Here is a 25136-nt window from a genome sequence, read left to right on the forward strand (position 1 = left end):
CAGTGCTCCGCGACGACATCAACACCGCCCTCAAGCTCGCGATGAAATCCGGCGACAAATTGCGCCTGTCGACGCTCCGCCTGATGAACGCCGCCCTGAAGGACCGCGACATCGAGGCGCGGGGCCACGGCAAGGACCCGCTCGGCGACGACGACCTGCGCGCTTTGCTCGCCAAAATGGTGAAGCAGCGCGAGGAGAGCGCCAAGATCTATACCGAGGGCGGCCGGCCCGAACTCGCAGCGCAGGAGCGGGCGGAAATCGCCGTGATCCAGGATTTCCTGCCCAAACAGCTCGGCGAGGACGAGACCCGTGCGATCATCGCCGCCGTGGTGGCCGAGATCGAGGCCAAGGGGATCAAGGACATGGGGCGCACCATGGCGGTGCTGAAGGAGCGCCATGCCGGCGCGATCGATTTCGGCAAGGCGTCCGCCTGGGTCAAGGAGACGCTGACCGCCGCCTGACCCTGTGGAAGGTGGGGACAGCGGGCATGTCCGGGATCGCCGCATGGCGTTTGCACCGCCGGCGGCGCAGGTGAACAGGTTCGGCCCGACGCCAGCGAGTGTGCCCCGGATGCGCTTTCCGCCTTCCTTCCTCGACGAGATCCGCGCCCGCCTGCCGGTATCGGACGTGGTCGGGCGGCGGGTGAAGCTGCGCAAGCAGGGGCGGGAGTTCGCCGGCCTCTCGCCCTTCAATCCGGAAAAGACCCCGTCTTTCTTCGTCAATGACCAGAAGGGCTTCTATCACTGCTTCTCGTCCGGCAAGCACGGCGACGTCTTCGATTTCCTGATGGAGACCGAGGGCCTGCCGTTCGGCGAGGCGGTGGAGCGTCTCGCCGCCATGGCGGGCCTGCCGCTGCCGGAGGTGACGCCGGAGGCGCGTGTCCGCGAAGCGCGCCGGCGCACTCTGCACGACGTGCTCGATCTCGCCGCCGCGCATTTCGAGGCGGGCCTCCAGGCCCGTGCGGGGGCGAAGGCCCGAGGCTATCTCTCGGATCGCGGCCTCGGCGCGCCCGCGCAGACGCGGTTCCGCATCGGTTATGCCGCGGCCGAACGCTTCGGCCTGAAGGAAGCTCTGGGCAAAGCCGGGGTCGGCGTCGCCGACATGGTCGAAGCGGGCCTCCTGGTCGCGGGCGACGACATCCCCGTCCCCTATGACCGCTTTCGCGACCGCGTGATGTTCCCGATCACGGACTTGAAGGGGCGGGTCGTCGGGTTCGGCGGCCGCGCACTCGAAAAGGACGCGCAAGCCAAATATCTGAACTCTCCAGAGACCCCGCTCTTTCACAAAGGCGGCCTGCTCTATAACGGCTTTTCCGCCCGCGCCGCGGTGCATTCGGGCGCCCGGCTGATCGCGGTCGAAGGCTATATGGACGTGATCGCCATGGCGGGCGCGGGCTTCGAGGGGGCAGTCGCCCCGCTCGGCACCGCCTTGACCGAGGACCAGTTGCAGCTCCTCTGGCGCATGGCGGACGAGCCGGTCCTGCTGTTCGACGGCGACAAGGCCGGGCGCCGCGCCGCCTTCCGCGCCATCGACGTCGCTTTGCCCCATCTGAAGCCCGGCAAGAGCCTCGCCTTCGGCACCTTGCCGGACGGCCAGGATCCCGACGATCTGATTCGCCGCTCCGGCCGCGAGGCGATGGAGGCCGTGCTCGCCCGCACCGAGCCGCTCGCGGCGATGCTGTGGGTGCGCGAGACCGAGGGCGCGAGCCTCGAAACCCCGGAACGCCGCGCGGCGCTCGAAGCGCGCATCGCCGACATCGTCGCCATGATCGGCGACGAGAGCGTCCGGCGGCACTATCGCCAGGACCTCGCCGAGCGCTTCAAGCGCCTGCTGGCCCCGGCCGCCTCCGGCGCCTGGTCGGCCGCGCGCCGGCCGCAGGGACGCGGGCGCGGCCCGGCACCGCCGCCGCCCCTCGCCCCGCGCGGCGGCGATATCGGCCGCTCGTCCGCGGTACGCGGCAGCGCTTCCAGCCTGCCGCGGAACGAGGCACTTCTGTTGTTCTGCCTGATAAATCACCCGTGGCTGCTCGAAGAGAGCGGCGAGGAGATCGCCGCTTTGCCGTTCGAGAATGCCGAGGCGGCGGGCCTGTGCCGGACCTTGGTGGAGGCCCATCTCGATGGCGAAATCGGCGGAGAGGTCGGGGCTGAAGCGGTCGTCCTGCCGGAAGCCGTGGAGGACATCCGCCGCCGCGTCGCCGTGCTCGCAAATCCGAGAATGGACTGGCCAGCTTACCCAGACACCAACGCGCAAGACGTCCGGCTCTGGTGGCGACAGCGCGCGGCCTTGCATCTCAAGGCTTACACGCTATCTAGAGAACTCAGGGAAGCCGAGCGCCATATGGGCGATGATCCGAGCGAGGCGAATTTCGCGTGGTTGCGGGACGTGCGGGAGCGCCTGTCCGCCATCGAGGGGACCGAGGCTCTGGTCGAAGGGTTTGGCGCGGCGTCCGGTCGTTCCTCGGCGCGCAGTCTGTGACGCGCATCCCCGGACAGGCGGCAGGCGCAATCGGATCGCGACCGCGCGGGCCGGTTCAGGCCGATTTAACGGGATCGTCCTAGGACGGTCCATGCGGATCGTCTCCGGCCGATTCGCACGGGATTGAATCGCCGTTTCGGCGATTTGTGAAGGGTCGAATCGTCCCTGGGGACGATTCTTGCAGGTAGAAGATGGGCGGCGGACCGTGCGGTCGCGTCGCCGTTTCGCCGTTGGCAGGCGGCGAGAAGTCAGGAGATGTCCATGGCGAAGCAGGCCACCGAGACGACCGAAGCGCCCGAGAAGGAGACCGAGGCCCCCGACGGCCCGTTGCTCGACCTCTCGGACGCGGCCGTCCGGAAAATGATCAAGAACGCCAAGCGCCGCGGCTATGTGACTTACGAGCAGCTCAACGAGGTGATGCCGTCCGAGGAGGTGACCTCCGAGCAGATCGAGGACACCCTCGCGATGCTGAACGACATGGGCATCAACGTCGTCGAGGCGGAAGAGGCGACCGAGGAAGAGCCCGCCGAGGAGGGCGAGACCCCGGACGAGCCGGAAGAGCCCGAGAGCGGTGAACTCACCGAGGCGGCCCCGCGCGCGGTCGCGCGCTCGGAAACCAAGTCAGAGCCGGCCGAGCGCACCGACGATCCCGTCCGCATGTATCTGCGCGAGATGGGAACCGTGGAACTGCTGTCGCGCGAAGGCGAAATCGCCATCGCCAAGCGGATCGAGGCCGGCCGCGAGGCGATGATCGCGGGCCTGTGCGAAAGCCCCCTCACCTTCCAGGCGATCATCATCTGGCGCGACGAACTGGTCGAGGGGCGCGTGCTTTTGCGCGACATCATCGATCTCGAAGCGACCTATGCCGGCCCCGAGGGCAAGAACCCGCCCCCGGCGGTCGAGGACGGCGAGACCGCCCTCGCGCCGGAAGCCGGCGAAGACGGCCTGCTCGGCGACGGCGCCTCGCCCGACGGCGACGAGGACGACATGGAGAATTCCCTGTCGCTCGCCGCCATGGAGACCGAGATCAAGCCGAAGGTGCTGGAAACCTTCGATCGGGTCGCCGACAGCTATAAGAAGCTTCGCCGGCTCCAGGACCAGAATGTCGAATCCAAGCTGAAGAACGAGACGCTCTCGCCGGCGCAGGAGCGCAAGGCGAAGAAGCTGAAGGAGGACCTGGTCCTCGACATGAAGTCGCTGTCTCTGAACCAGGCGCGCATCGACGCTCTGGTGGAGCAGCTCTACGAGATCAACAAGCGGCTCGTCGGCCTCGAAGGCCGCCTGCTGCGCCTCGCCGACAGCTACGGCGTCACCCGCGACGACTTCCTGCGCCAGTATCAGGGCTACGAACTCGACCCGAAATGGGTGCTGCGGGTCTCGAAGCTCGGCTCGCGGGGGTGGAAGGGCTTCGTCGCCTCCGAGAAGGACACGATCAAGGACCTGCGCGGCGAGATCCACGCACTCGCCACGGAGACGGGGCTCGAAATCCTCGAATTCCGCAAGATCGTCCAGATGGTGCAGAAGGGCGAGAAGGAAGCCCGCCAGGCGAAGAAGGAAATGGTCGAGGCCAATCTGCGCCTCGTCATCTCGATCGCCAAGAAGTACACGAACCGCGGCCTGCAATTCCTGGATCTGATCCAGGAGGGCAATATCGGCCTGATGAAAGCGGTCGACAAGTTCGAGTACCGGCGCGGCTACAAATTCTCGACCTATGCGACCTGGTGGATCCGGCAGGCCATCACCCGCTCGATCGCCGACCAGGCGCGCACGATCCGCATTCCGGTGCACATGATCGAGACGATCAACAAGATCGTGCGCACCTCGCGCCAGATGCTGCACGAGATCGGCCGCGAGCCGACCCCGGAAGAGCTGGCCGAGAAGCTCGGCATGCCGCTGGAGAAGGTCCGCAAGGTCCTGAAGATCGCCAAGGAGCCGATCTCGCTCGAAACGCCGATCGGCGACGAGGAGGACAGCCATCTCGGCGATTTCATCGAGGACAAGAATGCGGTCCTGCCGATCGACGCCGCGATCCAGTCCAATCTGCGCGAGACCACGACCCGGGTGCTCGCCTCGCTCACCCCGCGCGAGGAGCGCGTGCTGCGCATGCGCTTCGGCATCGGCATGAACACCGATCACACGCTGGAAGAGGTGGGCCAGCAATTCAGCGTGACCCGCGAACGCATCCGCCAGATCGAGGCGAAGGCGCTGCGCAAGCTGAAGCACCCCTCGCGCAGCCGGAAGCTCAGGAGCTTCCTGGACAATTGAGCGTCGGCGAAATTCGGCGCCGGTTCCGAAGGCCGCATCCGCACAAACGCGGATGCGGCCTTTTTTTTTCAGCACGCGAGCGTCAGACCGGCATCATCGCGTAGCCCGCGCCCTCGCGCACGATCCGCCCGCGATCCGCGAGATGGGACCCCATCACGACCGTTCCGTCCACGGCGAGGCGGTCGAGCAGGCGGGCGCGCGTATCGGCGGCCTGGATGCGGTTGACGTCGAACAGCACCGTCCAGTCCGGATGGGGGAACTGCAATGCGCCGACATGCATCGTGTCGGCCCACATCAGCAGGGCGTCCCCGCCATCGGCGATCATCACGCCGGAATGCCCCGGCGTGTGGCCCGGCAGCGGCAAAGCGGACAGGCCGGGCCAGAGCGCCTGCTCCCCTTCGATCGCGCGCACGCGGCGCGGGTAAGCCGCGAGCACCGCGCGGGCGGCGGCGAAGAAGCCGTCCATGCCCTGCGGGGCGCGCGCGCGGATGGCATCGTCGAGCCAGAATTCGATCTCGCTGTGCTGGAGAATCAGCTCCGCGTTCGGGAACAGCGCCTTGCCGTCCGCGCCGATCGCCCCGCTGGCATGGTCGACATGCAGATGGGTCAGGATCAGCACCTCCACCCGCGCCGGATCCAATCCGGCCGCGGCGAGCGCGCCGGACACTTTCCCGAGCGCGGCACCGCCGGCCGGGCCGGTCCCGGCATCGATCAGCGCGAACCGGCCGTCCCGTTCGATGGCGAAGGCATTGACCGGGGTCGGAATCGGGCCGGCGGGCGGGATGCCGGCCTTCTCCAGCAGCGCCGTCCCGGCGGGTGAGACCGCGTCCGGCACCACGTCGAGGGGAAGCGGATAGAAGCCGTCGAACAAAGGCGTGACCTTGATCCGCCCGACCGTGACGGGACCGGCCGCAAGAGGCTGCGCCCGCGCCCCGCGCCAGGGCAGAAGCGCGGTGGCGCAGACCGCTGCCGCCCCGCCCAGAACACGGCGGCGCGAGACGAGGGTCGGACGGGACCCGGCCTCCGGCGGGGAAGGAACATGCGGCAGGAACATGGCGCTCGTCTCCTGGAAACGGCCGCAGGGCAAATGCGGCCCCAAGCTTCGACCCGACCTTACCCCCGCCCCTCCACCTCCACCACCGGCTCGCGGCCGATCAGCCGGCAAAGCGCCCGCAGACGGCTCTGAAGGCGCTCGTTGACCATATCCGACAAGGCCCGGGGAACGGTGAGCACCACGGTGTCCCCGCGTACCTCCATCCGCGAGGACGGCAGGATGCCGGGCATCGCGGCCGAGAGCGGATAGGCCACCCGCATGGCGGCGCCGAGAATGCGGGCGCGGTCCAGCGCAGCCGGCGTCACGAGTTCGAGCAGGCGCGGCGGCGGCTGTTCCGGGGTGAGGCCGATATGGCGGAAATAGACCGGCAGCGCCACCGCGACGCGGCTCGGATGGTCGACCCCCGCAAAGGCGGCGTGGGCGATGACGTTGAGGCTCTGCTCGCCGCGATAATCGGGATGCGCGCGCCAGCTCACATCCGCCAGAAGGCAGGCGGCATGACGGATCCGCCGCTCCTCGGCGCTCTCCTCGAGCGCCGGGGAGGAGGCGAAGAAATGATCGGTCCAGGCGACCATTTCCTCCTGGTGGAGGGGCGCGCGCGAGCGCAGCAGGTTGAATTCCTGGGCCGCCAGCAGAAGCGGATCCTCGGCGCGCTGCGGCGGATCGAGCCGGCTGTAGAGCAGGCCTTCCCGCACCCCGAGGGCGGAGATCATCACCTGGGCAGGACGGCCGATCCGCACCAGATTCTCCAGCACCAGGGCGCCATAGGACAGAAGCGGCCGGCGGGCCATCGACACCGCCTCGATATTGCCCAGCGCCTCGACCTCGCCGCGATGCACCGACCGGGCGAAGGCGAGCGCCTCCTTGGCCGGGATGGTGTAGCCGTGCATCACGTGCAGCGGATAATCCTTCTGGAACATGTGCAGCCGGGCGAGGGCGCGCCATGTGCCGCCGACGGCATAGAAGGTGCGGCCTGCGAGGTTGGGCAAAACCGCCGCATCCTCCATCGCATCGCGCACGATCCGCTCGGCCTTGCGCATGGATTTCGCCGAGCGGTCCTGGAGCGCCAGGCTGCCGAGCGGGAGGGTGATGCCCTCCCCGGCAACCGATGTCCCGGTCACGTCGACCAGTTCGAGCGAGCCGCCCCCGAGATCCCCGGCGATCCCGTCCGGATCGTGGATGCCGGAAATCACCCCGAGGGCCGCGAGTTCGGCCTCGCGTTTGCCGGTCAGGATTTCGATCTTGGTCCGGCAGATCGCCTCGCATTCGGCGATGAAGGCCGGCCCGTTCTTGGCGTCGCGCGCGGCGGCGGTGGCGAGCGCGTGCAGCGTCTCGACCTGCATCGCGTCGCACAGGCCGCGAAACCGGCGCAGCGCCGACAGCGCCTTCTCGATCGCATCCTCGGCCAGCCGGCCGGTGGAGACCACCTCGCGGCCGAGCCCGCACAACGCCTTCTCGTTGAAGATCGGCGTGGGCGCGCGCGAGAGCGCCTCGTAGACCACGAGGCGCACGGAATTGGACCCGATGTCGATGACGGCGATCGGCGCGGCCACGGTCATCTGATCGGTGAGGTGCGGACCCCAGCCGCGCGGATCACCGGCGGAGAAGGAGACTGCGCGGCGAAGAATCTTTGAGAGACTTTCCACGTCCCGACAAACTCGGATTGGTCATGAAATAGCGGTGAGCGTTGAAGGGCTCCTCGCCGGGCGCCGGGACTATGCGTGCGGAGGAGCCATCCGGCAACACCCGCCAGCTCTGTTCGTTGTCGATAATGTTGGCGACCATGATCTGATCCAGCACCTGCTCATGCACCGTGGGGTTGGTGATGGGGCAAAGTGTCTCGACCCGGCGGTCGAGATTCCGCGTCATCAGGTCGGCCGAGGAGATGTAGACGGTCGCTTTCGGGTGCGGCAGGCCGTGCCCGGCGCCGAAGCAGAAGATTCGGCTGTGTTCGAGAAAGCGCCCGACGATCGATTTGACCTGGATGTTTTCCGACAAGCCGGCAATGCCGGGGCGCAGGCAGCAGATGCCGCGCACGATGCACTCCACCTTCACGCCGGCGCGGCTCGCCGCGTACAGCGCATCGATCACCATCGGATCGACCAGCGAATTGCACTTCAGCCAGATCGCAGCCGGCCGGCCGGCTTGGGCATGCGCGATCTCCTCCCGGATGTTTTCGAGGATGCGCGGCTTCAGCGTGGTCGGCGAGACCGCCATCGCGTCGAGCTCGCCGGGGGTGGCGTAGCCGGTGATGAAATTGAAGATCCGCGCCACGTCCTGGGCGATCACCGGGTCGGCGGTGAAGAACGACAGGTCGGTATAGATGCGCGCCGTGATCGGGTGATAATTGCCCGTCCCGACGTGGCAATAGCTGGCGAGCGCCCCGCCCTCGCGGCGCACCACCATGGACAGCTTGCCGTGGGTCTTCAGGTCGATGAAGCCGAACACGACCTGAACGCCGGCGCGCTCCAGATCGCGCGCCCAGCGGATATTGGCTTCTTCGTCGAAGCGCGCCTTCAGTTCCACGAGCGCCGTCACCGACTTGCCCGCCTCGGCCGCCTCGGCGAGCGCCTTCACGATAGGGCTGTCGGAGGAGGTGCGGTAGAGGGTCTGCTTGATGGCGACGACATTAGGATCGCGAGCAGCCTGACGGAGAAACTGAACCACCACATCAAAGGATTCATAAGGGTGATGGACGAGGATGTCCTTCTCGCGGATGGCGAGAAAGCAGTCGCCGCCATGCTCCCGGATGCGCTCGGGAAATCGCGCATTGTAGGGCGGGAATTTCAGATCCGGCCGATCCACCGAGACCAGCTGGGAAAACTCGTTCAGCGCGAGAACGCCGTCGACGACGAAAATCTCGTCATCCTTCACGTCCAGTTCGCGCGCGACGAAGTTGCGCAATTCGTCGGGCATCCCGGAATCCGCTTCCATGCGGATCACCGAGCCGTAGCGGCGCTGTTTCAGCGCCGTCTCGAACAGGCGCACCAGATCCTCGGCCTCTTCCTCGATTTCGAGGTCGCTGTCGCGCACCACGCGGAACACGCCGCTGCCCTTCACCGCGTAACCGGGGAACAGACGGGCGACGAACAGGCCCACCATCTGCTCCAGGGTGATGAAGCGCATGCCGTCGACGTCGGGAAGCCGGATGAAGCGATCCACCTTCGCCGGAATCCGGATCAGCGCGTTCATGCCGCGCCCATCGCTCTGGCGCACCAATTGGAGCGCCAGGGAGAAGCCGAGATTGGGGATGAAGGGAAAGGGATGGGCCGGGTCGATCGCGAGCGGGGTCAGAACCGGAAACACATGGTGCAGGAAGTGCGTCTCCAGCACCTTCAGGTCCTCCACCCTCACGTCCGGCGCATCGATGAGGGTGATGCCGATGGCGGCGAGATCGCGGCGCAATTCGCGCCAGCGGGCCTGCTGGTCGAAGATCAGCCCGCTCGCGGCGGTCATGATCGAGGTGAGCTGCTCGGACGGGGTGAGGCCTTCCGGGCTCGCCGCGGTGACGCCCTCGCGGATCTGCTCCTTCAGCCCGGCGACTCGGACCATGAAGAACTCGTCGAGATTGTTGGCCGAGATCGAAAGGAAGCGGAGCTGCTCGAGGAGGGGATGATTCTGGTTGGAGGCTTCCTCCAGCACCCGGCGGTTGAAGTGCAGCCAGGAGATTTCGCGATTGATGAAGCGATGCGGCGAGGCAGACAAATCCTCTTCGTTGACAGGTGCTTCCGGCAGGTCGTCGACAATGGACACGGCTGCTGTGTCGGTCGCGCTCATGGCTCATCCCCCGAATTTCCGCCGGACCATGGCGACCCAGCATGACCACTCTATGACAGTTGCGCGACTACTCCTCTTCGTCCGGCACGTCCTGCTGGGCGGTGCGCAGAACCTCGGCGGCGAAGGCCCGCGTCACCGGCCGGCGGGCAGCGAGCGAGGCGCGGTCGATCGCCTGAACCAAGGCCTCGGCCCCCGCGACCGAGCGCTCCATGCGCGCCAGGAGATAGTGAACCACCCCCTCGTCGACGATGATCTGCCGGTCGGCGAACAGCTTCACCAGCACGGCCGCGAGCAGAGCGTCGTCGGCCGGCGCGATCTCGACCTTGGGCACGGCCCGCAGCCGCGAGGCGAGATCCGGCGTGGCGAGGGCGAAGCCGGACGGCGCGCGCCGCGCCGTGATCAGGACGTGGCCGCGCATTTCCTGGGCGAGGTTGAGGACGTGAAACAGCGCCGCCTCGTCGAATGCGCCGGCGGTCAGGTCCTCGATCGCCAGCGCCCCGGTCTCCAGCGCGCCGGGCACCTCCTCCGCCCGCAGCGCGGCGGCGCGCACGATGCGCCCGCCGGCTTTGAGGGCGAAGGCGGCGGCGAGGTGGCTCTTGCCGCTGCCGGCCGGCCCGGTGAGGCAGACCACCGGCGCGGGCCAGTCGGGAAACCGGTCGATCAGCGCCGCCGCCGCCGCATTGCTCGGCGCCACCAGGAAATCCTCGCGGCGCAAAGCCGGGCTGGCCGTCAGATCGAGCGGCAGCTGAGCGGGAGAGCCCTCGCGCCCGGGCATGGATCAGCGGTGCTCCACCAGCTTCACGTCCTCGTCCTCCGGCAATTCCGCGCCGGTATAAAGCGGACTATGGAAATATTGGCTGAAGCCGAAGCGGACCAGCACCCCGGCGGCGGCGGTCAGGGGGACGGCGAGGAGCAGGCCGACAAAGCCGAACAGATAGCCGAAGGCGAACAGGGAGAACATCAGCCAGACCGGGTGGACGCCGATGCTGTCGCCCACGAGCTTCGGCGAGAGAACATAGCCTTCAATGGTTTGCCCGGTGACGAAGATGCCGAGCACAACGCCGATCATGGTCCAGTCGGGGAAGAATTGGACGACGGCGACGCCCATGGCGAGGACCAGGCCGGTGAGCGAACCGACGTAGGGAATAAAGGTTATCAACCCCGATACGATGCCGATCAAAAGGCCGAAATTCAGCCCCGCCATCGTCAAGGCGACGGCATAGAAGGTGCCGAGGATCAGGCAGACCAGCGCCTGGCCGCGGATGAAGCCGGCGACCGCCAGATCCATCTCGGCGCCGAGGCGGCGCACCACCGGACGCTGGTGCACCGGGATCCAGCTGTCGACGGTGTCGAGCATGTGGGTCCAGTCGCACAGGACGTAGAACACCACGACCGGGGTCACCACCATGAGGGCGAACACCGACAGGACCGCCTGGCCGCCCGACCAGAGCGAGGTCAGGAGGCCGAGGAGATAGGTCACGCCCTGCGACATGACATCGGACAGCGAGCGCTGGATGTCGGGCAGGCGGTCGCCGAAGAAATGGTTGATCCATTCCCGGTTCTCCTCGGTGACGAGACCCTGGAGCCGCGTCACGTAGCTCGGCATGTTCTGGATGAACTCGAACAGCTGGCTCGACAGGAGCGGCAGCACCACCAGCAGGAACAGCACGATGAGCATGATGAACATGCCCACGATCAGCAGCGAGGACGGGGTGCGCCCGACGCCGACCCGGGCGAGGCGCGTGACGATGGGGTTGAGGAAATAGGCGAGCGCGATGCCGGCGACGAAGGGCAGAAGGATGCCGCGCAGCAGCCAGAGCACGCCGATCGCTACGACCAGGGCACCGATCCAGAACCGCACCTGAAGCCGAAACGGCATCGCGCCTTCCCCAACAGCGGAGCCCCCGCGCCGGTGGCGGCCCCGCACCTCAATCGGCCATGTGGCGCATCCAATCCGCGAGATAGGCAGCGGCGGAAAGGGCCGTCAAGATCCCGACGGCGACAAGGCCCAGTTCGAAGCCGAGGTGCAGGGGAATACCGAAGCCGGCACTCGCCAGAACGAGGGCCGCGAACGCGATCTGGGCGAGCGTGTTCACCTTGGAGACGACCAGGGGCCGGATATGGACGGGGCGCGCGAGCAGAACCGAGAGCAGAACCGCGCCGATGATCATCACGTCCCGCGTCACCACCGCGATCGCCACCCAACGCGGGATCAGCCCCACCACCGAGAGGCTGACATAGATCGAGATCAGCAGCGCCTTGTCGGCCAGAGGGTCGAGATAGGCGCCGAGCTCGGTCTGCATGCCGAAGCGCTTGGCGAGAAAGCCGTCGAGCGCATCCGACACCCCGGCCGCGAGAAACAGCCAGAAGGCGAGCTGGATCTCCCCCGAGGCGATCGCCCAGACCACCACCGGGACCAGAAGAATCCGGCCGAGCGTGATGAGGTTCGGCAGGCTCACCCCGCCCCCCGCCCGTCGCCCCGGCCGCGGCGCGCCATCAGCGCTTGACCACCAGCGGCCCGAAGCCCTGGTGACTCGCCATCGCCTGGATCCGGTTGATATTGACGTGGCGGGGCAGCGTGCAGGCGAAGAACACCTGTTCGGCGATGTCCTCCCCGGTCATCGGCGCGACGCCGTCATAGAGCTTGCCGGCCCGCTCCGCGTCGCCCTTGAATCGGACGACCGAAAACTCGGTCTCGGTCAGACCGGGCTCGATATTGGTGACGCGGACCCCCGACCCGACGATGTCGGCCCAGAGGCCGAGCGAGAATTGTTTCACGAAGGCCTTGGTGCCGCCATAGGTATTGCCGCCCGGATAGGGATAGTCGCCGGCGATCGAGCCGGTCAGCACCATGTGGCCCTGCTTGCGGGCGATCATCGCCGGCAGGGCCGCGCGGACGGTGTGGAGCAGGCCCTTCACATTGGTGTCCACCATGGTCTGCCAATCGTCCATGGCGACCTCGTGGGCCGGCTCCAGCCCAAGGGCGAGCCCGGCATTGGCGAACACCACATTATAGTCCGCGAACGGCGCGGGCAGTTCGGCGAAGGCGGCCTGGGTGGCCGCCCAATCGCGCACATCGAGGTCGAGCGGGTGGACGCGGCCGGGAAATTCCTCCGCGAGCGCCTGCAGCCGGTCGGCGCGGCGGCCGGCGGCGACGACCCGGCTGCCCGCCGATGCGAAGCGGCGCACGGTCGCGGCGCCGATGCCGGAGGTGCCGCCGGTAACGACGACGGTAAGGGTCGCGGGGTCCAGCATCTGATACATCGGGGCACCTCTCCGGGCATGAGCGGAACCGGAATAAAGCATAGCGGGGCGCCTGCGAAGCCCGGTAAAGTCAGAAGCGCGCCGCCTCATCTCCGGCGCAACCGTGCGTTAGGGATAAGGGGCGTGCGCGACTGCCGGGTCATCCTCCTGCCATGTTCGGGATGAAGGTGTTCCGGCTCACAGTCTCCTGCGGGGGCATTTGCGGCGCGTGGCGAGGAGGCGTTAAGGCTTTGGCGCGAGGATCGGACACAGGTTCGAATCGCGAGTGGCCGGAACGCGGCGCGACGGCGTCCGGAGACGAGAAATGAGGTTCTGTTTGGCGCGCTTTTCCACCGGCCCGGAGGGTGGCCTTCATCGCTCGGACGGCCGGAGCCGCCGATCCTCCGACAGACCGCGCGTGGCCGCGGGGACGATGACGCGCTTTGCCGCGCTTCCCGCGACGATCGGCACCGCGCTCTGCCTCGCGGGCTGCAGCACCGATCTCGGCGGCTTCGGCACCAAGACCTCTCCGGCGGAGGTGGCGAGCGTGCTGAACGCGCCGACCGCATCGGTCGAAAGCGGCCCGATCCCGTCCGCCGGCCCGCCCGTCCCGGCCGCCACTCCACCGGCTCCGGCGCCGCCGTCCGGCGCCACGGCGGCCACTGCGCGTGCGGCGGTCACGCCGTCGGCCGCGGCGAGCACCGCCAGCGTTCCCCTGACGCCCCCGCCGGTCAATCCCGGCGGCACGGCCTATGCGGCCACCAACACGCAGGAACAGCTTTCCGGGGCCTGGACCTTCTCCTGGGACAATGGGGCCCGGTCCTGCCCCGTCACCCTGTCCACGACCCGCGGGGCGAGCGGCCTCTCGGCCCAAGCGGACATTTCCTGCCCCAGCGAAATCTTCATGACCAAAGCGTGGGACATTCTGGGGCCGGATCTCGTGCTCCAGAACCATGTCGGGAAGGTCACGGCGCGGCTCGCCCCGGCCGGACCGAACCGCTATGTCGGCGTCATCGCCGACAGCAACCAGCAGATCGCGCTCGCCCGCTGAGCCGTCTCATCGCGACGCGTCAGCGCTGCGCCTGCACCGTGGGCAGGCCGCGCGCGGCCGGGCCGCCCGTCTCCTGCGGCCCCGCGAACAGAATGGCGCAGACGATCGCGCCATAAGCGATCGCAAACAGCCCCCAATCGCGCCAGGAGTGCCGCGCACGTCCCTCCCCCGCCCCGACCGGCCGGATGGTCGGGCGGGTGCCACGGCGCGCCTGCGGCGCGGTGCGCCGCCGAAGCGGGAAATCGGGTGCGTGGGACATTCGCCTATCCACAGATGCAGTCGTGCGGGCAAATAAAACTCTCATATCCTGGAATTTGTCAATATAACATTATTTTTATGTATTATCATTCAGGGGGCGCAGACGGCGGTGCCCTTTTTGGCGCGGACAGGGGGATGAATCGGCCACACCCCCGCGGGTTCGACAAGCGGCACTTAGATTAAACATATTTTTATTGTGATATTTCCGATTTGCACATTTGTTCGGTATATTCTACTCTTTCCAAAGACGCACTGAGAAATCATACATTTCATATCTGTGATATAGAGTCGATCGCCCATGACCTCGCCGCTGCAACAGAAGCTCAAGATTACCGGGCCCACCGCGATCACGGCGAACCGGCTTTCGGACGGGGTCGTGGTGTGGCTGACGCCGTCGCACGGCTGGTCGACCGATATAGCGGACGCGGCGATCGCCACCACGTCGGACGTCGCAATGACGCTTCTCTCGGTCGCGAACGGCGACGAAATCCACGCCGTCGGCGCCTATCCGGCGCGGGTCGTCGTGGTCAACGGGCGGGCGGCCCCGGTCAATCTGCGCGAGCGGATCCGCGTCGGCGGACCCACGATCGCCTTCGAAGCGCGCGCCTGAGCGCCGGAGCGGACCCCCATCATGTATGTCCATGACGAATTCGACCGCGCCTTCCTCGCCGACCGGGTCGCGGACTTTCGCGATCAGGTGGCCCGCCGCCTGTCGGGCGCGTTGACCGAGGAAGAATTCAAGCCGCTGCGGCTGATGAACGGCGTCTATCTCCAGCTCCACGCTTATATGCTGCGAATCTGCATCCCCTACGGGACCCTGTCCTCGGACCAGATGCGCGCCCTCGGCCATGTCGCGCGGCGCTACGACCGCGGCTACGGCCATTTCACCACCCGCCAGAACATCCAGTTCAACTGGATCCGGCTCGACGAACTGCCCGATGCCATGGCCGATCTCGCCGCGGCCGGCCTCCACGGCATCCAGACCTCCGGCAATTGCATCCGCAACACCACCACCGACCAATGGGCCGGGGCGACGCCCGAGGAGATCGAAGATCCGCGCCTCTATGCGGAAATCATCCGGCAATGGTCGACGCTGCACCCGGAATTCACGTTCCTGCCGCGCAAGTTCAAGATCGCCATCACCGCCGCCAAGCACGACCGCGCGGCGATCCGCGTCCACGATATCGGCCTGCGCCTGCACCGGCGCGACGGCGAGACCGGCTTCGAGGTGATCGTCGGCGGCGGGCTCGGGCGCACGCCCTTCATCGGCAAGACGATCCGCGATTTCCTGCCCAAGGCGGACCTGCTCTCCTATCTGGAGGCGATCCTGCGGGTCTACAATTCCGGCGGACGGCGCGATAATATCTATAAGGCGCGCATCAAGATCCAGGTGCACGAGGTCGGCACCGAGGAATTCTCCCGCCGCGTCGAGGCCGAATGGGCTGAGATCCGCGACGGCGCGCTGCGGCTCGACGACGCGGCCTTCGCCGCCATCGCCGACCGCTTTCAAACGCCCGATTTCGCGCCGCTCGCCGACCGGCCGGCGGACCTGACGGACGCGCTCGCGGATCCGGCCTTCGCGCGCTGGCACGCCAACGCGGTCGCGGTCCACAAGGCCCCGGGCCATGCCATCGTGACGCTGTCGCTGAAGCCGGTCGGCAAGCCGCCGGGCGATGCGACGGCGGACCAGATGGACGCCATCGCCGACCTCGCGGACCGCTTCGCTTATGGCGAAATCCGCGTCGCGCACGAGCAGAACCTGACCTTCCCGCATGTGCGCCAGAAGGACCTGCCGGAGCTGTGGCGCGAACTCGACGCGCTCGGCCTCGCAACGCCGAATGTCGGCCTGATCTCCGACATCATCGCCTGCCCCGGCCTCGATTATTGCGCGCTGGCCAATACCCGCTCGATCCCGCTCGCCCAGCGCCTGTCCGAGCGCTTCGCGGATCCTGCACGCATCGCCGATATCGGCCGGATGCACATCAACATTTCCGGCTGCATCAATGCCTGCGGCCACCACCATGTCGGGCATATCGGCATTCTCGGCGTCGAGAAGAAGGACCAGGAATTCTATCAGATCACCCTCGGCGGCAAGGCGAACCACAAGGCCCGCCTCGGCGAGCTGCTCGGCCCGGCGGTCGGCGAGGACGAAGTCGTGGAGGTGGTGGAGCGGATCGTCGACACCTATCTCGCTTTGCGCGCGGGCCCGGCGGAAAGCTTCATCGCCGTGGTGCAGCGGCTCGGCGTCGAGCCATTCAAGGAGCGGGCCTATGCCGCTGGTTAAGCAGGGCGCCGTCGTCCCGGATCCCTTCGCCCGCGTGGCGGACGACGCGGCCTTGCCCGAGGGGCCGGCGCTGGTGCCGCTCGCCCGCCTGCTGGCGGACGGCCTGCCGGAGGGACGCAATGCGCCGCTCGGCGTCCTCGTGCCGAATGCCGCGGATGTCGCCCTCCTTGCGCCGTTCATCGGCCAGCTCGCGGTGATCGTGCTCGACTTCCCCAAATTCCGCGACGGGCGGGCCTATAGCCAGGCCCGGCTGCTGCGCGAGCGGTTCGGGTTTTCCGGGGAATTGCGCGCGGCGGGAAATGTCCTGCGCGACCAGGTTCTGTTGATGGTCCGCTGCGGCTTCGACGCCTTCGAGGTGGCGAAAGCGGACGACATTCCCGGCTTCACCCACGCCCTCGCCGCCTATTCCCTGGTCTACCAGCCGACCGGCGACGGCCGCCGGACGATCGGCGATGCCCGCCGCGCGGCGCGGGGCGCCTGAGGGCGCGATGGGCTTCCAGCACGCCGGGCGGCCCCCCGCCGAAAGCGATCTTCCCCGCATCGCCGCCGCCCTCGATGCGCGGCTGCATGCGGCGAGCCCGCTCGAAATTCTCTCCGTCGCCGCCGAAACCGAGCGCGGGCGGATCGCCGCGGTCTCGTCCTTCGGCGTGGAATCGGCCGTCATGCTGCACATGATGGCGCTCGTCGACGCCGCCATCCCGGTGATCTTTCTCGATACCGGCCATCTCTTCGCCGAGACTTTGGCCTATCGCGACACGCTGGTGGATCGTCTGGGTCTGCGGGATGTCCGCACCATCACGCCGGACGCGGCCGATCTCTCCATCGGCGATCCCGAGGCGGCCCTGTGGGCGCAGGATCCCGATGCCTGCTGCCGCCTGCGCAAGGTGGCGCCGCTGGCCGGCGCCCTGACGCCCTTCGCCGCCTGGATCAACGGGCGCAAGCGCTATCAGGCGGCGACGCGGACCCGTATTCCGGTGGTGGAAGCCGACGGACATCGTCTGAAATTCAATCCGCTCGCCGCCCTCGGCCCGGCCGAGATCGCCGGCTGGATGAAGGCGCACCGGCTGCCGGCGCATCCGCTCCAGCGCTTCGGCTTCCCCTCTGTCGGCTGCATGCCCTGCACCAGCCGCGTCACAACCGGCGAAGACCCGCGTGCCGGCCGCTGGCGCGGCCGGGCGAAGACCGAATGCGGAATCCATGTCCGGGCCGTCGATGGCGCGCCGCCGTCCGATCCGCAGCCGCCGGAGACATCCGCGCCATCCTGACCGGCCGAACCCGACGACCTCCCGGACGCGACCGCGGGAAAGACCGGCCCCCCGCCGAATGCGGCGGTCCGGGGATCAGCCGCCGGGGCGCCCGGGGCGCGCCGCGATCTGCAGATCCTCGATCCGCTGCTTCATATCGCGCGACAGGCGCTTGGCGTCTTCCGGCAGGACGAAAGCGGTGTCGTCGTGGGGCACGGCCCCCGACTTCGGCTGGAACACGCGTGCGCCGTCCGCGGTCATGACGAGGTCGCCGGTGCGCAGCGTCTCGTCCTGCTTGATCGGGATCGCGGCGACGCCCAGCGGGCCGTTGCCGGTGCAAGTGCAGGCCTGATCGAGCCTGGTGCGGTAGACATAGGCATTGGGAATGTCGCCATAGGCTAGGCCGGCATCGCTATAGGCACCCTCGATCGAGGCCCCGGATCCGCGGAACACCTCGCTCGGCGCTTTCGGGCAAAAGGCCGCGCACTGGGCTTCGGCCGCGCCGGGGGTCGCGTCGCTGAGCGGAAAATAGCGGCCGTCGCACATCCGTACGCAATAGGCGACGCGCCGGCTCGGGCGTGCACTCTCCTGCGGCTCCACCGGGACCGCGACGCTGGGGAGGGCGGCAACCTGAGGGGGCGCCTGGCGCACGAGCCCGCCAAACAGCGCGGCGAAGAAATCCGCCGGAGTCTGCGCGGCCGCCGGGACGGCGCCCAGCGTCGCCACGCTCACGGCCGCAAACAGGCCTCTGATCGCGATTGCGGTGCGCATGCGGCCACTCCCCGGGTCAACCCCGATCAGACGGTGAAGGACGAGAACGCCAGGGCCGCGAATTTGCTCGGGCCGTAATAGCGTTGCTCTTTTTGCTGCTCCTGCCGCGGCGGCGCATCGGATGCGGCGAGCAGGGACGCCGACGCCGAAGTGAGGACCGCCAGAAGCGAAATGACGACGAACCCGCGCGCGAGTGCCATAGGACCCTCCAGCTCTTTCCGGACCCAGCGCCATAAGGCGCCGATCGGCTTCCGGGACGTTCTGCTAACTCTGTTTCCCGCCCCCTGGTTCCCGGCGGCGCCACGGCGCCGCCCGCGCCGCGGCCGATCCGCGGCGGGAAAAGCATGTGCTTGAAAGCTCCGGCAATTCGGGCAATCTGGCGCGCCGCGCGGGGGGCGCGCCGGAGGGCGCGATCCGGTCGGCGGGACCGACGTCCCCAAAAGGGACATCGCCTTCCCTCATTCGCTCAGAGGCAGGGTGACGGCGCCATGATCGACAAGCTGGAATATCTCATCGCCCTGTCCCGCGAGCGGCATTTCGGCCGGGCGGGCGAAGCCTGCGGCGTGACGCAGCCAACTTTGTCGGCCGGAATCAAGCAGTTGGAGGATACGCTCGGGGTGCTTCTGGTGCAGCGCGGATCGCGCTTCATCGGCTTCACCCCCGAGGGCGAGCGGACCCTGGAATGGGCGCGCCGCATCGTGTCGGATTCCCGCGCCATGCGGCAGGACATCGACGCGCTGAAGCGCGGGCTCGCCGGGCCGTTGCGCATCGCGGCGATCCCGACCGCGCTGCCCATGGTGGCGGCGCTCACGACGCCGTTCCGGGCGCGCCATCCCGACGTGCGCTTCACAATCATTTCGCGGACCTCGATCGAGATCCTCAACCATCTGGAAAACCTGGAGATCGACGCCGGCCTCACCTATCTCGACAACGAGCCGCTCGGCCGCGTGAACACGGTGCCGCTCTATCGCGAGCGCTATCGGCTGGTGACCTCGCCCAATTCGAAATATGGCGATCGCGCAGAAGTGACCTGGGCGGAGATCGCCGAACTGCCGCTCTGCCTCCTGACGCCCGACATGCAGAACCGCCGCATCATCGACGGTCTGCTCTCCGCCGCCGGCGGGCCGCCCAAGCCGACGCTCGAATCCAATTCCATGATCGTTCTGTTCACCCATGTCCGAACCGGCCATTGGGCGAGCGTGATGCCGGCCATGCTGGCGGATTCGCTGGGGCTCACCGCGATCGTCCGCTCGATCCCGATCGTCGCGCCGGAGATCACCCATCTCATCGGCCTCGTCGTGCCGCACCGCGAGCCGACCACCCCGATCACCGCCGCGCTCGTCTCCGAAGCCCGCCGCATCGCGCCGCGTCTGGAAGGACTGACGGACAAGGATCCCGCTCTGGCGGTGCTCACCTCCTGAGGGCGATGCGGCGGAAGGAACAGGACCTGCCCTCGCGGCAGATAGAGAATGCCGATCACCGGCCCGCGCGAATTTTGAAACGTTCGCACAATGCCCCCAGACAGGTGCCGTGCGACGGGCCTCCCCCTGCGCGGAGCGACGCCGATTGATAGAGATGTTCTATCGCAACATCCGACAGGTCGCTTGATCCCGGCTCTTTGTATGCCACACTCCTTGTAACGATCACAAAAAGCGCGGCGTCACGCCGCCTGCCAGGAAACGAAACATGTCGGTTGGCTATGAGCCCTGGAGCGCGGACCGCGCCGCGCAGATCATCGCGTCGCATCGCGACATGGCGGGCGCGACCATGCCGATCCTGCACGCGATCCAAGAGGCGTTCGGCTTCGTCCCGGAGCCGGTGGTGCCGATGATCGCCGAAAGCCTCAATCTGTCGCGTGCCGAAGTGCACGGGGTCGTCACCTTCTATCACGACTTCCGGCGCGAGCCGCCGGGCCGCCACGTGATCAAGCTGTGTGCCGCGGAGGCCTGCCAGGCGATGGGCGCGACCGCCCTTGCCGCTTATGCCGAGCAGAAGCTCGGAATCGAGATGGGTGAGACCTCGCCGGACGGCCGCGTGACCCTGGAGCCGATTTATTGCCTCGGCCTGTGCGCCTGCGCCCCCTCGGGCCTGGTCGACGGCCGGCTGGTCGGCCGGCTCGACCGGACCGCCATCGACGAACTCGCCGCGGAGGCCAACCGATGAGCACCGCCCGCATCTTCGTCCCGAACGACGCGACCGCAATCGCCTGCGGCGCCGACCGGGTGGCGCGGACCCTCGCCGACGCGCTCGCCGCGCGCGGGGTCCAGATCGACATCGTCCGCAACGGCTCGCGCGGCCTGTTCTGGCTGGAGCCGCTGCTGGAGGTCGAGACCCCGGCCGGCCGTGTCGGCTATGGCCCGGTGACGCCCGCCGACATTGACGGCCTGCTCGCCGCCGGCCTCCTCGACGGCCAGGCGCATCCCTTGTGCGTCGGCCTGGTCGAGGAAATCCCCTATCTGAAGAAGCAGACCCGCCTCACCTTCGCGCGCTGCGGTATCATCGATCCGCTCTCGCTCGACGATTACACCGCGCATGACGGCTATAAGGGCCTCGCCAAGGCCGTCGAGATCGGACCGGCGGCGATCGTCGAGGAGGTGTTCCAGAGCGGGCTGCGCGGGCGCGGCGGCGCGGGCTTTCCGACCGGCATCAAATGGCGCACCGTCGCGGGCGCGCCGGCCGACCAGAAATACATCGTCTGCAATGCCGACGAGGGCGACAGCGGCACCTTCGCCGACCGCATGATCATGGAGGCGGATCCGTTCTGCCTGATCGAGGGCATGACCATTGCGGGCATCGCGGTGGGGGCGACCAAGGGCTTCGTCTATTGCCGCTCGGAATATCCGCTCTCGCTCATCGTGATGGAGAAGGCGATCGCGATCGCGCGGCGCGCCGGGCTGCTCGGCCCGAACGTCGCCGGCTCGGGCTATGCCTTCGACATCGAGATGCGGATGGGCGCCGGCGCCTATGTGTGCGGCGAGGAGACTGCGCTGCTCGACAGCCTCGAAGGCAAGCGCGGCATCGTGCGCGCCAAGCCCCCGCTCCCCGCCTTCAAGGGCCTGTTCGGCCGGCCGACCGTGATCAACAATCTGATCTCGCTCGCCACCGTCCCGGTGATCCTGGAAAAGGGCGGCGCCTTCTACAAGGATTTCGGCATGGGCCGCTCGCGCGGCACGATGCCGATCCAGTTGGCCGGCAACATCAAATATGGCGGCCTGTTCGAGACCGCCTTCGGCATTTCGCTCGGCGAATTGGTGAACGAGATCGGCGGCGGCACCGCCTCGGGCCGCCCGGTGCGCGCGGTGCAGGCGGGCGGGCCGCTCGGCGCCTATCTGCCGGTGCACCAGTTCGACACCCCGTTCGATTACGAGGCCTTCGCGGCCAAGGACGCTTTGATCGGCCATGGCGGCATCACGGTGTTCGACGACACCGTGGACATGGCGCAGATGGCGCGCTTCGCCATGGAATTCTGCTCGCACGAGAGCTGCGGCAAGTGCACCCCCTGCCGCATCGGCTCGACCCGCGGCAAGGAGACGCTCGACAAGATCATCGCCGGGGAGCGGCGCGAAGCCAATCTCGCCATCCTCACCGACCTTTGCCAGACCATGAAGCTCGGCTCGCTCTGCGCCCTGGGCGGCTTCACGCCCTATCCCGTCATGAGCGCACTCACCCATTTCCCGGAAGATTTCGGCGTCGCGCCGAAGCTTCCGGCTGCGGCGGAATAAGGCCGATGAACCGCCGCGCCCGCTGCGCACCCCCGAGGGGGCCGAACACCCATTCCGCGCGCCCCGCGCGCCTTCGCCGTTTCTGAGGAGAACGCCCATGTCCCTCATCCACGAAATCGATTACGGCACGCCCGTCTCCAAGAGCGAAAAGCTGGTTTCCGTCGTCATCGACGGCATGACCATCAAGGTCCCGGAAGGCACCTCGATCATGCGCGCGGCGATGGAGGCGGGGAACCAGATCCCCAAGCTCTGCGCCACCGACATGCTGGAGGCCTTCGGCTCCTGCCGCTTGTGCCTGGTGGAGATCGAGGGCCGGGCCGGCACGCCCGCCTCCTGCACCACGCCGGTCATGGACGGCATGGTGGTGAAGACCCAGACCGAGCGGCTGAAGCAGATCCGCAAGGGGGTGATGGAGCTGTATATCTCCGACCACCCGCTGGACTGCCTGACCTGCTCCGCCAATGGCGATTGCGAGCTTCAGGACATGGCCGGCGTCGTCGGCCTGCGCGAGGTGCGCTACGGCTATGAGGGCGAAAACCACATCAAGATGGGGAAGGACGAGTCCAACCCCTATTTCACCTATGAAAAGTCGAAATGCATCGTCTGCAACCGCTGCGTGCGGGCCTGCGAGGAGGTCCAGGGGACGTTCGCGCTGACGATTTCCGGCCGCGGCTTCGGCTCGCGGGTCTCGCCGGGCATGGACGAGAGCTTCCTGTCCTCCGAATGCGTCTCCTGCGGCGCCTGCGTCCAGGCCTGCCCGACCGCGACGCTCAACGAGAAGGCGATGTTCGACATCGGCACGCCCGAGCATTCGCTGGTGACGACCTGCGCCTATTGCGGGGTCGGCTGCACCTTCAAGGCGGAGATGCGCGGCGACGAGCTGGTGCGCATGGTTCCCTACAAGGACGGCAAGGCCAATCGCGGCCATAGCTGCGTGAAGGGCCGCTTCGCCTATGGCTATGCCACCCACAAGGACCGCATCCTGAAGCCGATGATCCGCGCCTCCATCCACGAGCCGTGGAAGGAAGTGAGCTACGAGGAAGCGATCACTTACGCCGCTTCCGAGTTCAAGCGCATCCAGGCCACATACGGCCGCCGCTCGGTCGGCGGCATCACCTCCTCGCGCTGCACCAACGAGGAGACCTATCTCGTCCAGAAGCTGATCCGCGGCGCCTTCGGCAACAACAATGTCGACACCTGCGCCCGCGTCTGCCACTCGCCGACCGGCTACGGCCTGTCCCAGACCTACGGCACCTCGGCGGGCACCCAGGATTTCGATTCGGTCGAGGACAGCGACGTCATCCTGGTGATCGGCGCCAATCCGACCGACGGCCACCCGGTGTTCGGCTCGCGCATGAAGAAGCGGCTGCGCGAAGGCGCGAAGCTGATCGTGGTCGATCCGCGCAAGATCGATCTGGTGCGAACCCCGCACGTCGCGGCGGACTATCACCTGCCGTTGCGTCCCGGCACCAATGTCGCGATCGTCACCGCCCTGGCCCACGTCATCGTGACCGAGGGCCTCGTGAACGAGCAGTTCGTGCGCGAGCGCTGCGACTGGGCCGAGTTCCAGGACTGGGCGGCCTTCGTCTCGGATGCGCGCCACAGCCCCGAGGCGGTGCAGAAATATACCGGCGTCGATCCGGCTTTGGTGCGCGGCGCCGCGCGGCTCTATGCGACCGGCGGCAACGGCGCGATCTATTACGGCCTCGGCGTCACCGAGCATTCGCAGGGCTCCACCACGGTCATGGCCATCGCCAACCTCGCCATGGCGACCGGCAATGTCGGCCGCCGGGGCGTCGGCGTGAACCCGCTGCGCGGCCAGAACAACGTGCAGGGCTCGTGCGACATGGGCTCGTTCCCGCACGAACTGCCCGGATACAGGCACATCTCCGACGCGGCGACCCGCGCCTCTTTCGAGGCGCTGTGGGGCGTGACGCTGGACGACGAGCCGGGCCTGCGCATCCCCAACATGTTCGATGCGGCGGTCGATGGCACCTTCAAGGGCATGTATGTGCAGGGCGAGGACATCCTCCAGTCCGACCCCGACACCAAGCATGTCTCGGCCGGGCTCGGCGCGCTGGAATGCCTGGTGGTGCAGGACCTGTTCCTGAACGAGACCGCCAATTACGCCCACGTCTTCCTGCCCGGCTGCTCCTTCCTTGAAAAGGACGGCACCTTCACCAATGCCGAGCGCCGCATCCAGCGCGTGCGCAAGGTGATGGCGCCGAAGAACGGCTATGCCGACTGGGAAGTCACGATGATGCTGGCCGAGGCGCTCGGCTACAAGATGGACTATGCCCATCCGAGCGAGATCATGGACGAGATCGCCCGCCTCACCCCCACCTTCACCGGGGTGTCCTACACCAAGCTGGACGAGATGGGCTCGGTGCAGTGGCCGTGCAACGAGAAGGCGCCGGAAGGCACGCCGATCATGCATATCGGCGGCTTCGTGCGCGGCAAGGGCAAGTTCATCCTGACCGAATATGTGCCGACCGACGAGCGCACCGGGCCGCGCTTCCCGCTGCTCCTCACCACCGGCCGGATCCTCTCCCAGTACAATGTCGGCGCCCAGACCCGCCGCACCGCCAATGTCGCCTGGCATGCCGAGGACGTGCTGGAGATCCACCCGCACGATGCGGAGAATCGCGGCATTCGCGACGGCGACTTCGTGCGGCTGGAAAGCCGCGCCGGCTCGACCTCGCTGCGCGCGGTGATCAGCGAGCGGGTCTCGCCCGGCGTCGTCTACACCACCTTCCACCACCCGGTGACGCAGGCGAACGTGGTCACGACCGAATTCTCGGACTGGGCCACGAACTGCCCGGAATACAAGGTCACGGCGGTGCAGGTGGCCCCGTCCAACGGGCCGAGCGCGTGGCAGGAGGAATACGAGAAGCTCTCGCGCGAAAGCCGCCGCATCGCCGAAGCGGCGGAGTGAGCGGACGAAGGTGGTGTTCGCCCGCGCCCGCCCGCGCAACAGCCGCCCTCCCCCGCA

General features: G+C 67.6%; 22 protein-coding genes. 12 read left to right on the forward strand and 10 right to left on the reverse strand.

Annotated elements, in window-relative coordinates:
* Positions 1-2: 2 nt before the first annotated feature.
* The 3 genes from EDC64_RS03540 to rpoD all read left to right on the forward strand — a co-directional run bounded on the left by EDC64_RS03540 (position 3) and on the right by rpoD (position 4740).
* Positions 3-461 carry a GatB/YqeY domain-containing protein gene (locus EDC64_RS03540; RefSeq protein WP_132029824.1) on the forward strand — a complete coding sequence of 153 codons (459 nt, stop codon included), beginning with the start codon at positions 3-5 and terminating at the stop codon, positions 459-461.
* A 109-nt stretch (positions 462-570) separates the two neighbouring features.
* Positions 571-2475 carry a DNA primase gene (dnaG, locus tag EDC64_RS03545; RefSeq protein ID WP_132030008.1) on the forward strand — a complete coding sequence of 635 codons (1905 nt, stop codon included), beginning with the start codon at positions 571-573 and terminating at the stop codon, positions 2473-2475.
* Between the two features lie 261 nt (positions 2476-2736).
* Positions 2737-4740, forward strand: coding sequence for an RNA polymerase sigma factor RpoD (gene rpoD, locus EDC64_RS03550; protein ID WP_132029825.1), 2004 nt, complete (start codon positions 2737-2739; stop codon positions 4738-4740).
* A gap of 82 nt (positions 4741-4822) precedes the next feature.
* Here the strand turns inward: rpoD and EDC64_RS03555 are convergent, their stop codons facing one another.
* The 7 genes from EDC64_RS03555 to EDC64_RS03585 all read right to left on the reverse strand — a co-directional run bounded on the left by EDC64_RS03555 (position 4823) and on the right by EDC64_RS03585 (position 12835).
* Entirely contained in the window at positions 4823-5794 is a 972-nt protein-coding gene (locus EDC64_RS03555; RefSeq protein WP_132029826.1) for an MBL fold metallo-hydrolase, read from the reverse strand.
* 59 nt (positions 5795-5853) lie between these two features.
* On the reverse strand, positions 5854-7353 hold the full coding sequence (gene ppx, locus EDC64_RS03560; RefSeq protein ID WP_132029827.1) for an exopolyphosphatase: 1500 nt from the start codon (positions 7351-7353) through the stop codon (positions 5854-5856).
* Positions 7354-7387: 34 nt separating this feature from the next.
* Positions 7388-9571, reverse strand: coding sequence for an RNA degradosome polyphosphate kinase (locus EDC64_RS03565; protein ID WP_132029828.1), 2184 nt, complete (start codon positions 9569-9571; stop codon positions 7388-7390).
* 67 nt (positions 9572-9638) lie between these two features.
* A complete protein-coding gene (locus EDC64_RS03570; protein WP_132029829.1) occupies positions 9639-10346 on the reverse strand; it encodes an HdaA/DnaA family protein in 708 nt (235 codons plus the stop codon).
* A gap of 3 nt (positions 10347-10349) precedes the next feature.
* Positions 10350-11450, reverse strand: coding sequence for an AI-2E family transporter (locus tag EDC64_RS03575; protein WP_132029830.1), 1101 nt, complete (start codon positions 11448-11450; stop codon positions 10350-10352).
* Between the two features lie 49 nt (positions 11451-11499).
* A complete protein-coding gene (locus tag EDC64_RS03580; protein ID WP_132029831.1) occupies positions 11500-12030 on the reverse strand; it encodes a CDP-alcohol phosphatidyltransferase family protein in 531 nt (176 codons plus the stop codon).
* 37 nt (positions 12031-12067) lie between these two features.
* Complete coding sequence (locus EDC64_RS03585; RefSeq protein WP_132029832.1) at positions 12068-12835, reverse strand: SDR family NAD(P)-dependent oxidoreductase; 768 nt, start codon at positions 12833-12835, stop codon at positions 12068-12070.
* A 412-nt stretch (positions 12836-13247) separates the two neighbouring features.
* Here EDC64_RS03585 and EDC64_RS03590 point away from each other — a divergent pair, with 412 nt between their 5' ends.
* Positions 13248-13865 (forward strand): protease inhibitor Inh/omp19 family protein, encoded by a 618-nt coding sequence (locus EDC64_RS03590; RefSeq protein WP_132029833.1) that lies wholly within the window; start codon positions 13248-13250, stop codon positions 13863-13865.
* A 19-nt stretch (positions 13866-13884) separates the two neighbouring features.
* Here EDC64_RS03590 and EDC64_RS03595 read toward each other — a convergent pair whose 3' ends face one another.
* Complete coding sequence (locus EDC64_RS03595) at positions 13885-14124, reverse strand: hypothetical protein (RefSeq protein ID WP_132029834.1); 240 nt, start codon at positions 14122-14124, stop codon at positions 13885-13887.
* Positions 14125-14421: 297 nt separating this feature from the next.
* On the opposite strand from EDC64_RS03595, the gene EDC64_RS03600 reads away from it, so the two are divergent.
* The 4 genes from EDC64_RS03600 to EDC64_RS03615 are packed head-to-tail and all read left to right on the forward strand — an operon-like array spanning position 14422 to position 17672.
* The gene (locus EDC64_RS03600) at positions 14422-14733 is read left to right on the forward strand and encodes a DUF2849 domain-containing protein (RefSeq protein ID WP_132029835.1); all 312 of its coding nucleotides are present in this window, start codon (positions 14422-14424) and stop codon (positions 14731-14733) included.
* Between the two features lie 21 nt (positions 14734-14754).
* The gene (locus EDC64_RS03605) at positions 14755-16407 is read left to right on the forward strand and encodes a nitrite/sulfite reductase (protein WP_132029836.1); all 1653 of its coding nucleotides are present in this window, start codon (positions 14755-14757) and stop codon (positions 16405-16407) included.
* The gene (locus tag EDC64_RS03610; protein ID WP_132029837.1) at positions 16394-16888 is read left to right on the forward strand and encodes a DUF934 domain-containing protein; all 495 of its coding nucleotides are present in this window, start codon (positions 16394-16396) and stop codon (positions 16886-16888) included. Before EDC64_RS03605 ends, EDC64_RS03610 begins: the two co-directional genes overlap by 14 nt.
* 7 nt (positions 16889-16895) lie before the next feature.
* On the forward strand, positions 16896-17672 hold the full coding sequence (locus EDC64_RS03615) for a phosphoadenylyl-sulfate reductase (RefSeq protein ID WP_132029838.1): 777 nt from the start codon (positions 16896-16898) through the stop codon (positions 17670-17672).
* 75 nt (positions 17673-17747) lie between these two features.
* Here EDC64_RS03615 and EDC64_RS03620 read toward each other — a convergent pair whose 3' ends face one another.
* Together EDC64_RS03620 and EDC64_RS23440 are read right to left on the reverse strand one after the other, a co-directional pair.
* The gene (locus EDC64_RS03620; RefSeq protein WP_165933622.1) at positions 17748-18422 is read right to left on the reverse strand and encodes a DUF2865 domain-containing protein; all 675 of its coding nucleotides are present in this window, start codon (positions 18420-18422) and stop codon (positions 17748-17750) included.
* Positions 18423-18448: 26 nt separating this feature from the next.
* On the reverse strand, positions 18449-18622 hold the full coding sequence (locus EDC64_RS23440) for a hypothetical protein (protein WP_165933623.1): 174 nt from the start codon (positions 18620-18622) through the stop codon (positions 18449-18451).
* A gap of 288 nt (positions 18623-18910) precedes the next feature.
* Here EDC64_RS23440 and EDC64_RS03625 point away from each other — a divergent pair, with 288 nt between their 5' ends.
* From EDC64_RS03625 to fdhF, 4 genes are all read left to right on the forward strand, one after another.
* Positions 18911-19843, forward strand: a complete 933-nt coding sequence (locus EDC64_RS03625) for a LysR family transcriptional regulator (protein ID WP_132029840.1) — start codon at positions 18911-18913, stop codon at positions 19841-19843.
* A 265-nt stretch (positions 19844-20108) separates the two neighbouring features.
* Positions 20109-20585: a formate dehydrogenase subunit gamma gene (locus tag EDC64_RS03630; protein WP_132029841.1), complete on the forward strand. Its 477-nt coding sequence runs from the start codon at positions 20109-20111 to the stop codon at positions 20583-20585.
* Positions 20582-22144 carry a formate dehydrogenase beta subunit gene (locus tag EDC64_RS03635; RefSeq protein ID WP_132029842.1) on the forward strand — a complete coding sequence of 521 codons (1563 nt, stop codon included), beginning with the start codon at positions 20582-20584 and terminating at the stop codon, positions 22142-22144. The genes EDC64_RS03630 and EDC64_RS03635 overlap by 4 nt, the downstream gene beginning before the upstream one ends.
* Positions 22145-22241: 97 nt before the next feature.
* Complete coding sequence (fdhF, locus tag EDC64_RS03640) at positions 22242-25079, forward strand: formate dehydrogenase subunit alpha (protein ID WP_132029843.1); 2838 nt, start codon at positions 22242-22244, stop codon at positions 25077-25079.
* The last annotated feature ends 57 nt before the right edge of the window (positions 25080-25136 follow it).

Origin of the sequence: Aquabacter spiritensis (assembly GCF_004346185.1) — a bacterium.
Lineage (GTDB): Bacteria > Pseudomonadota > Alphaproteobacteria > Rhizobiales > Xanthobacteraceae > Aquabacter > Aquabacter spiritensis.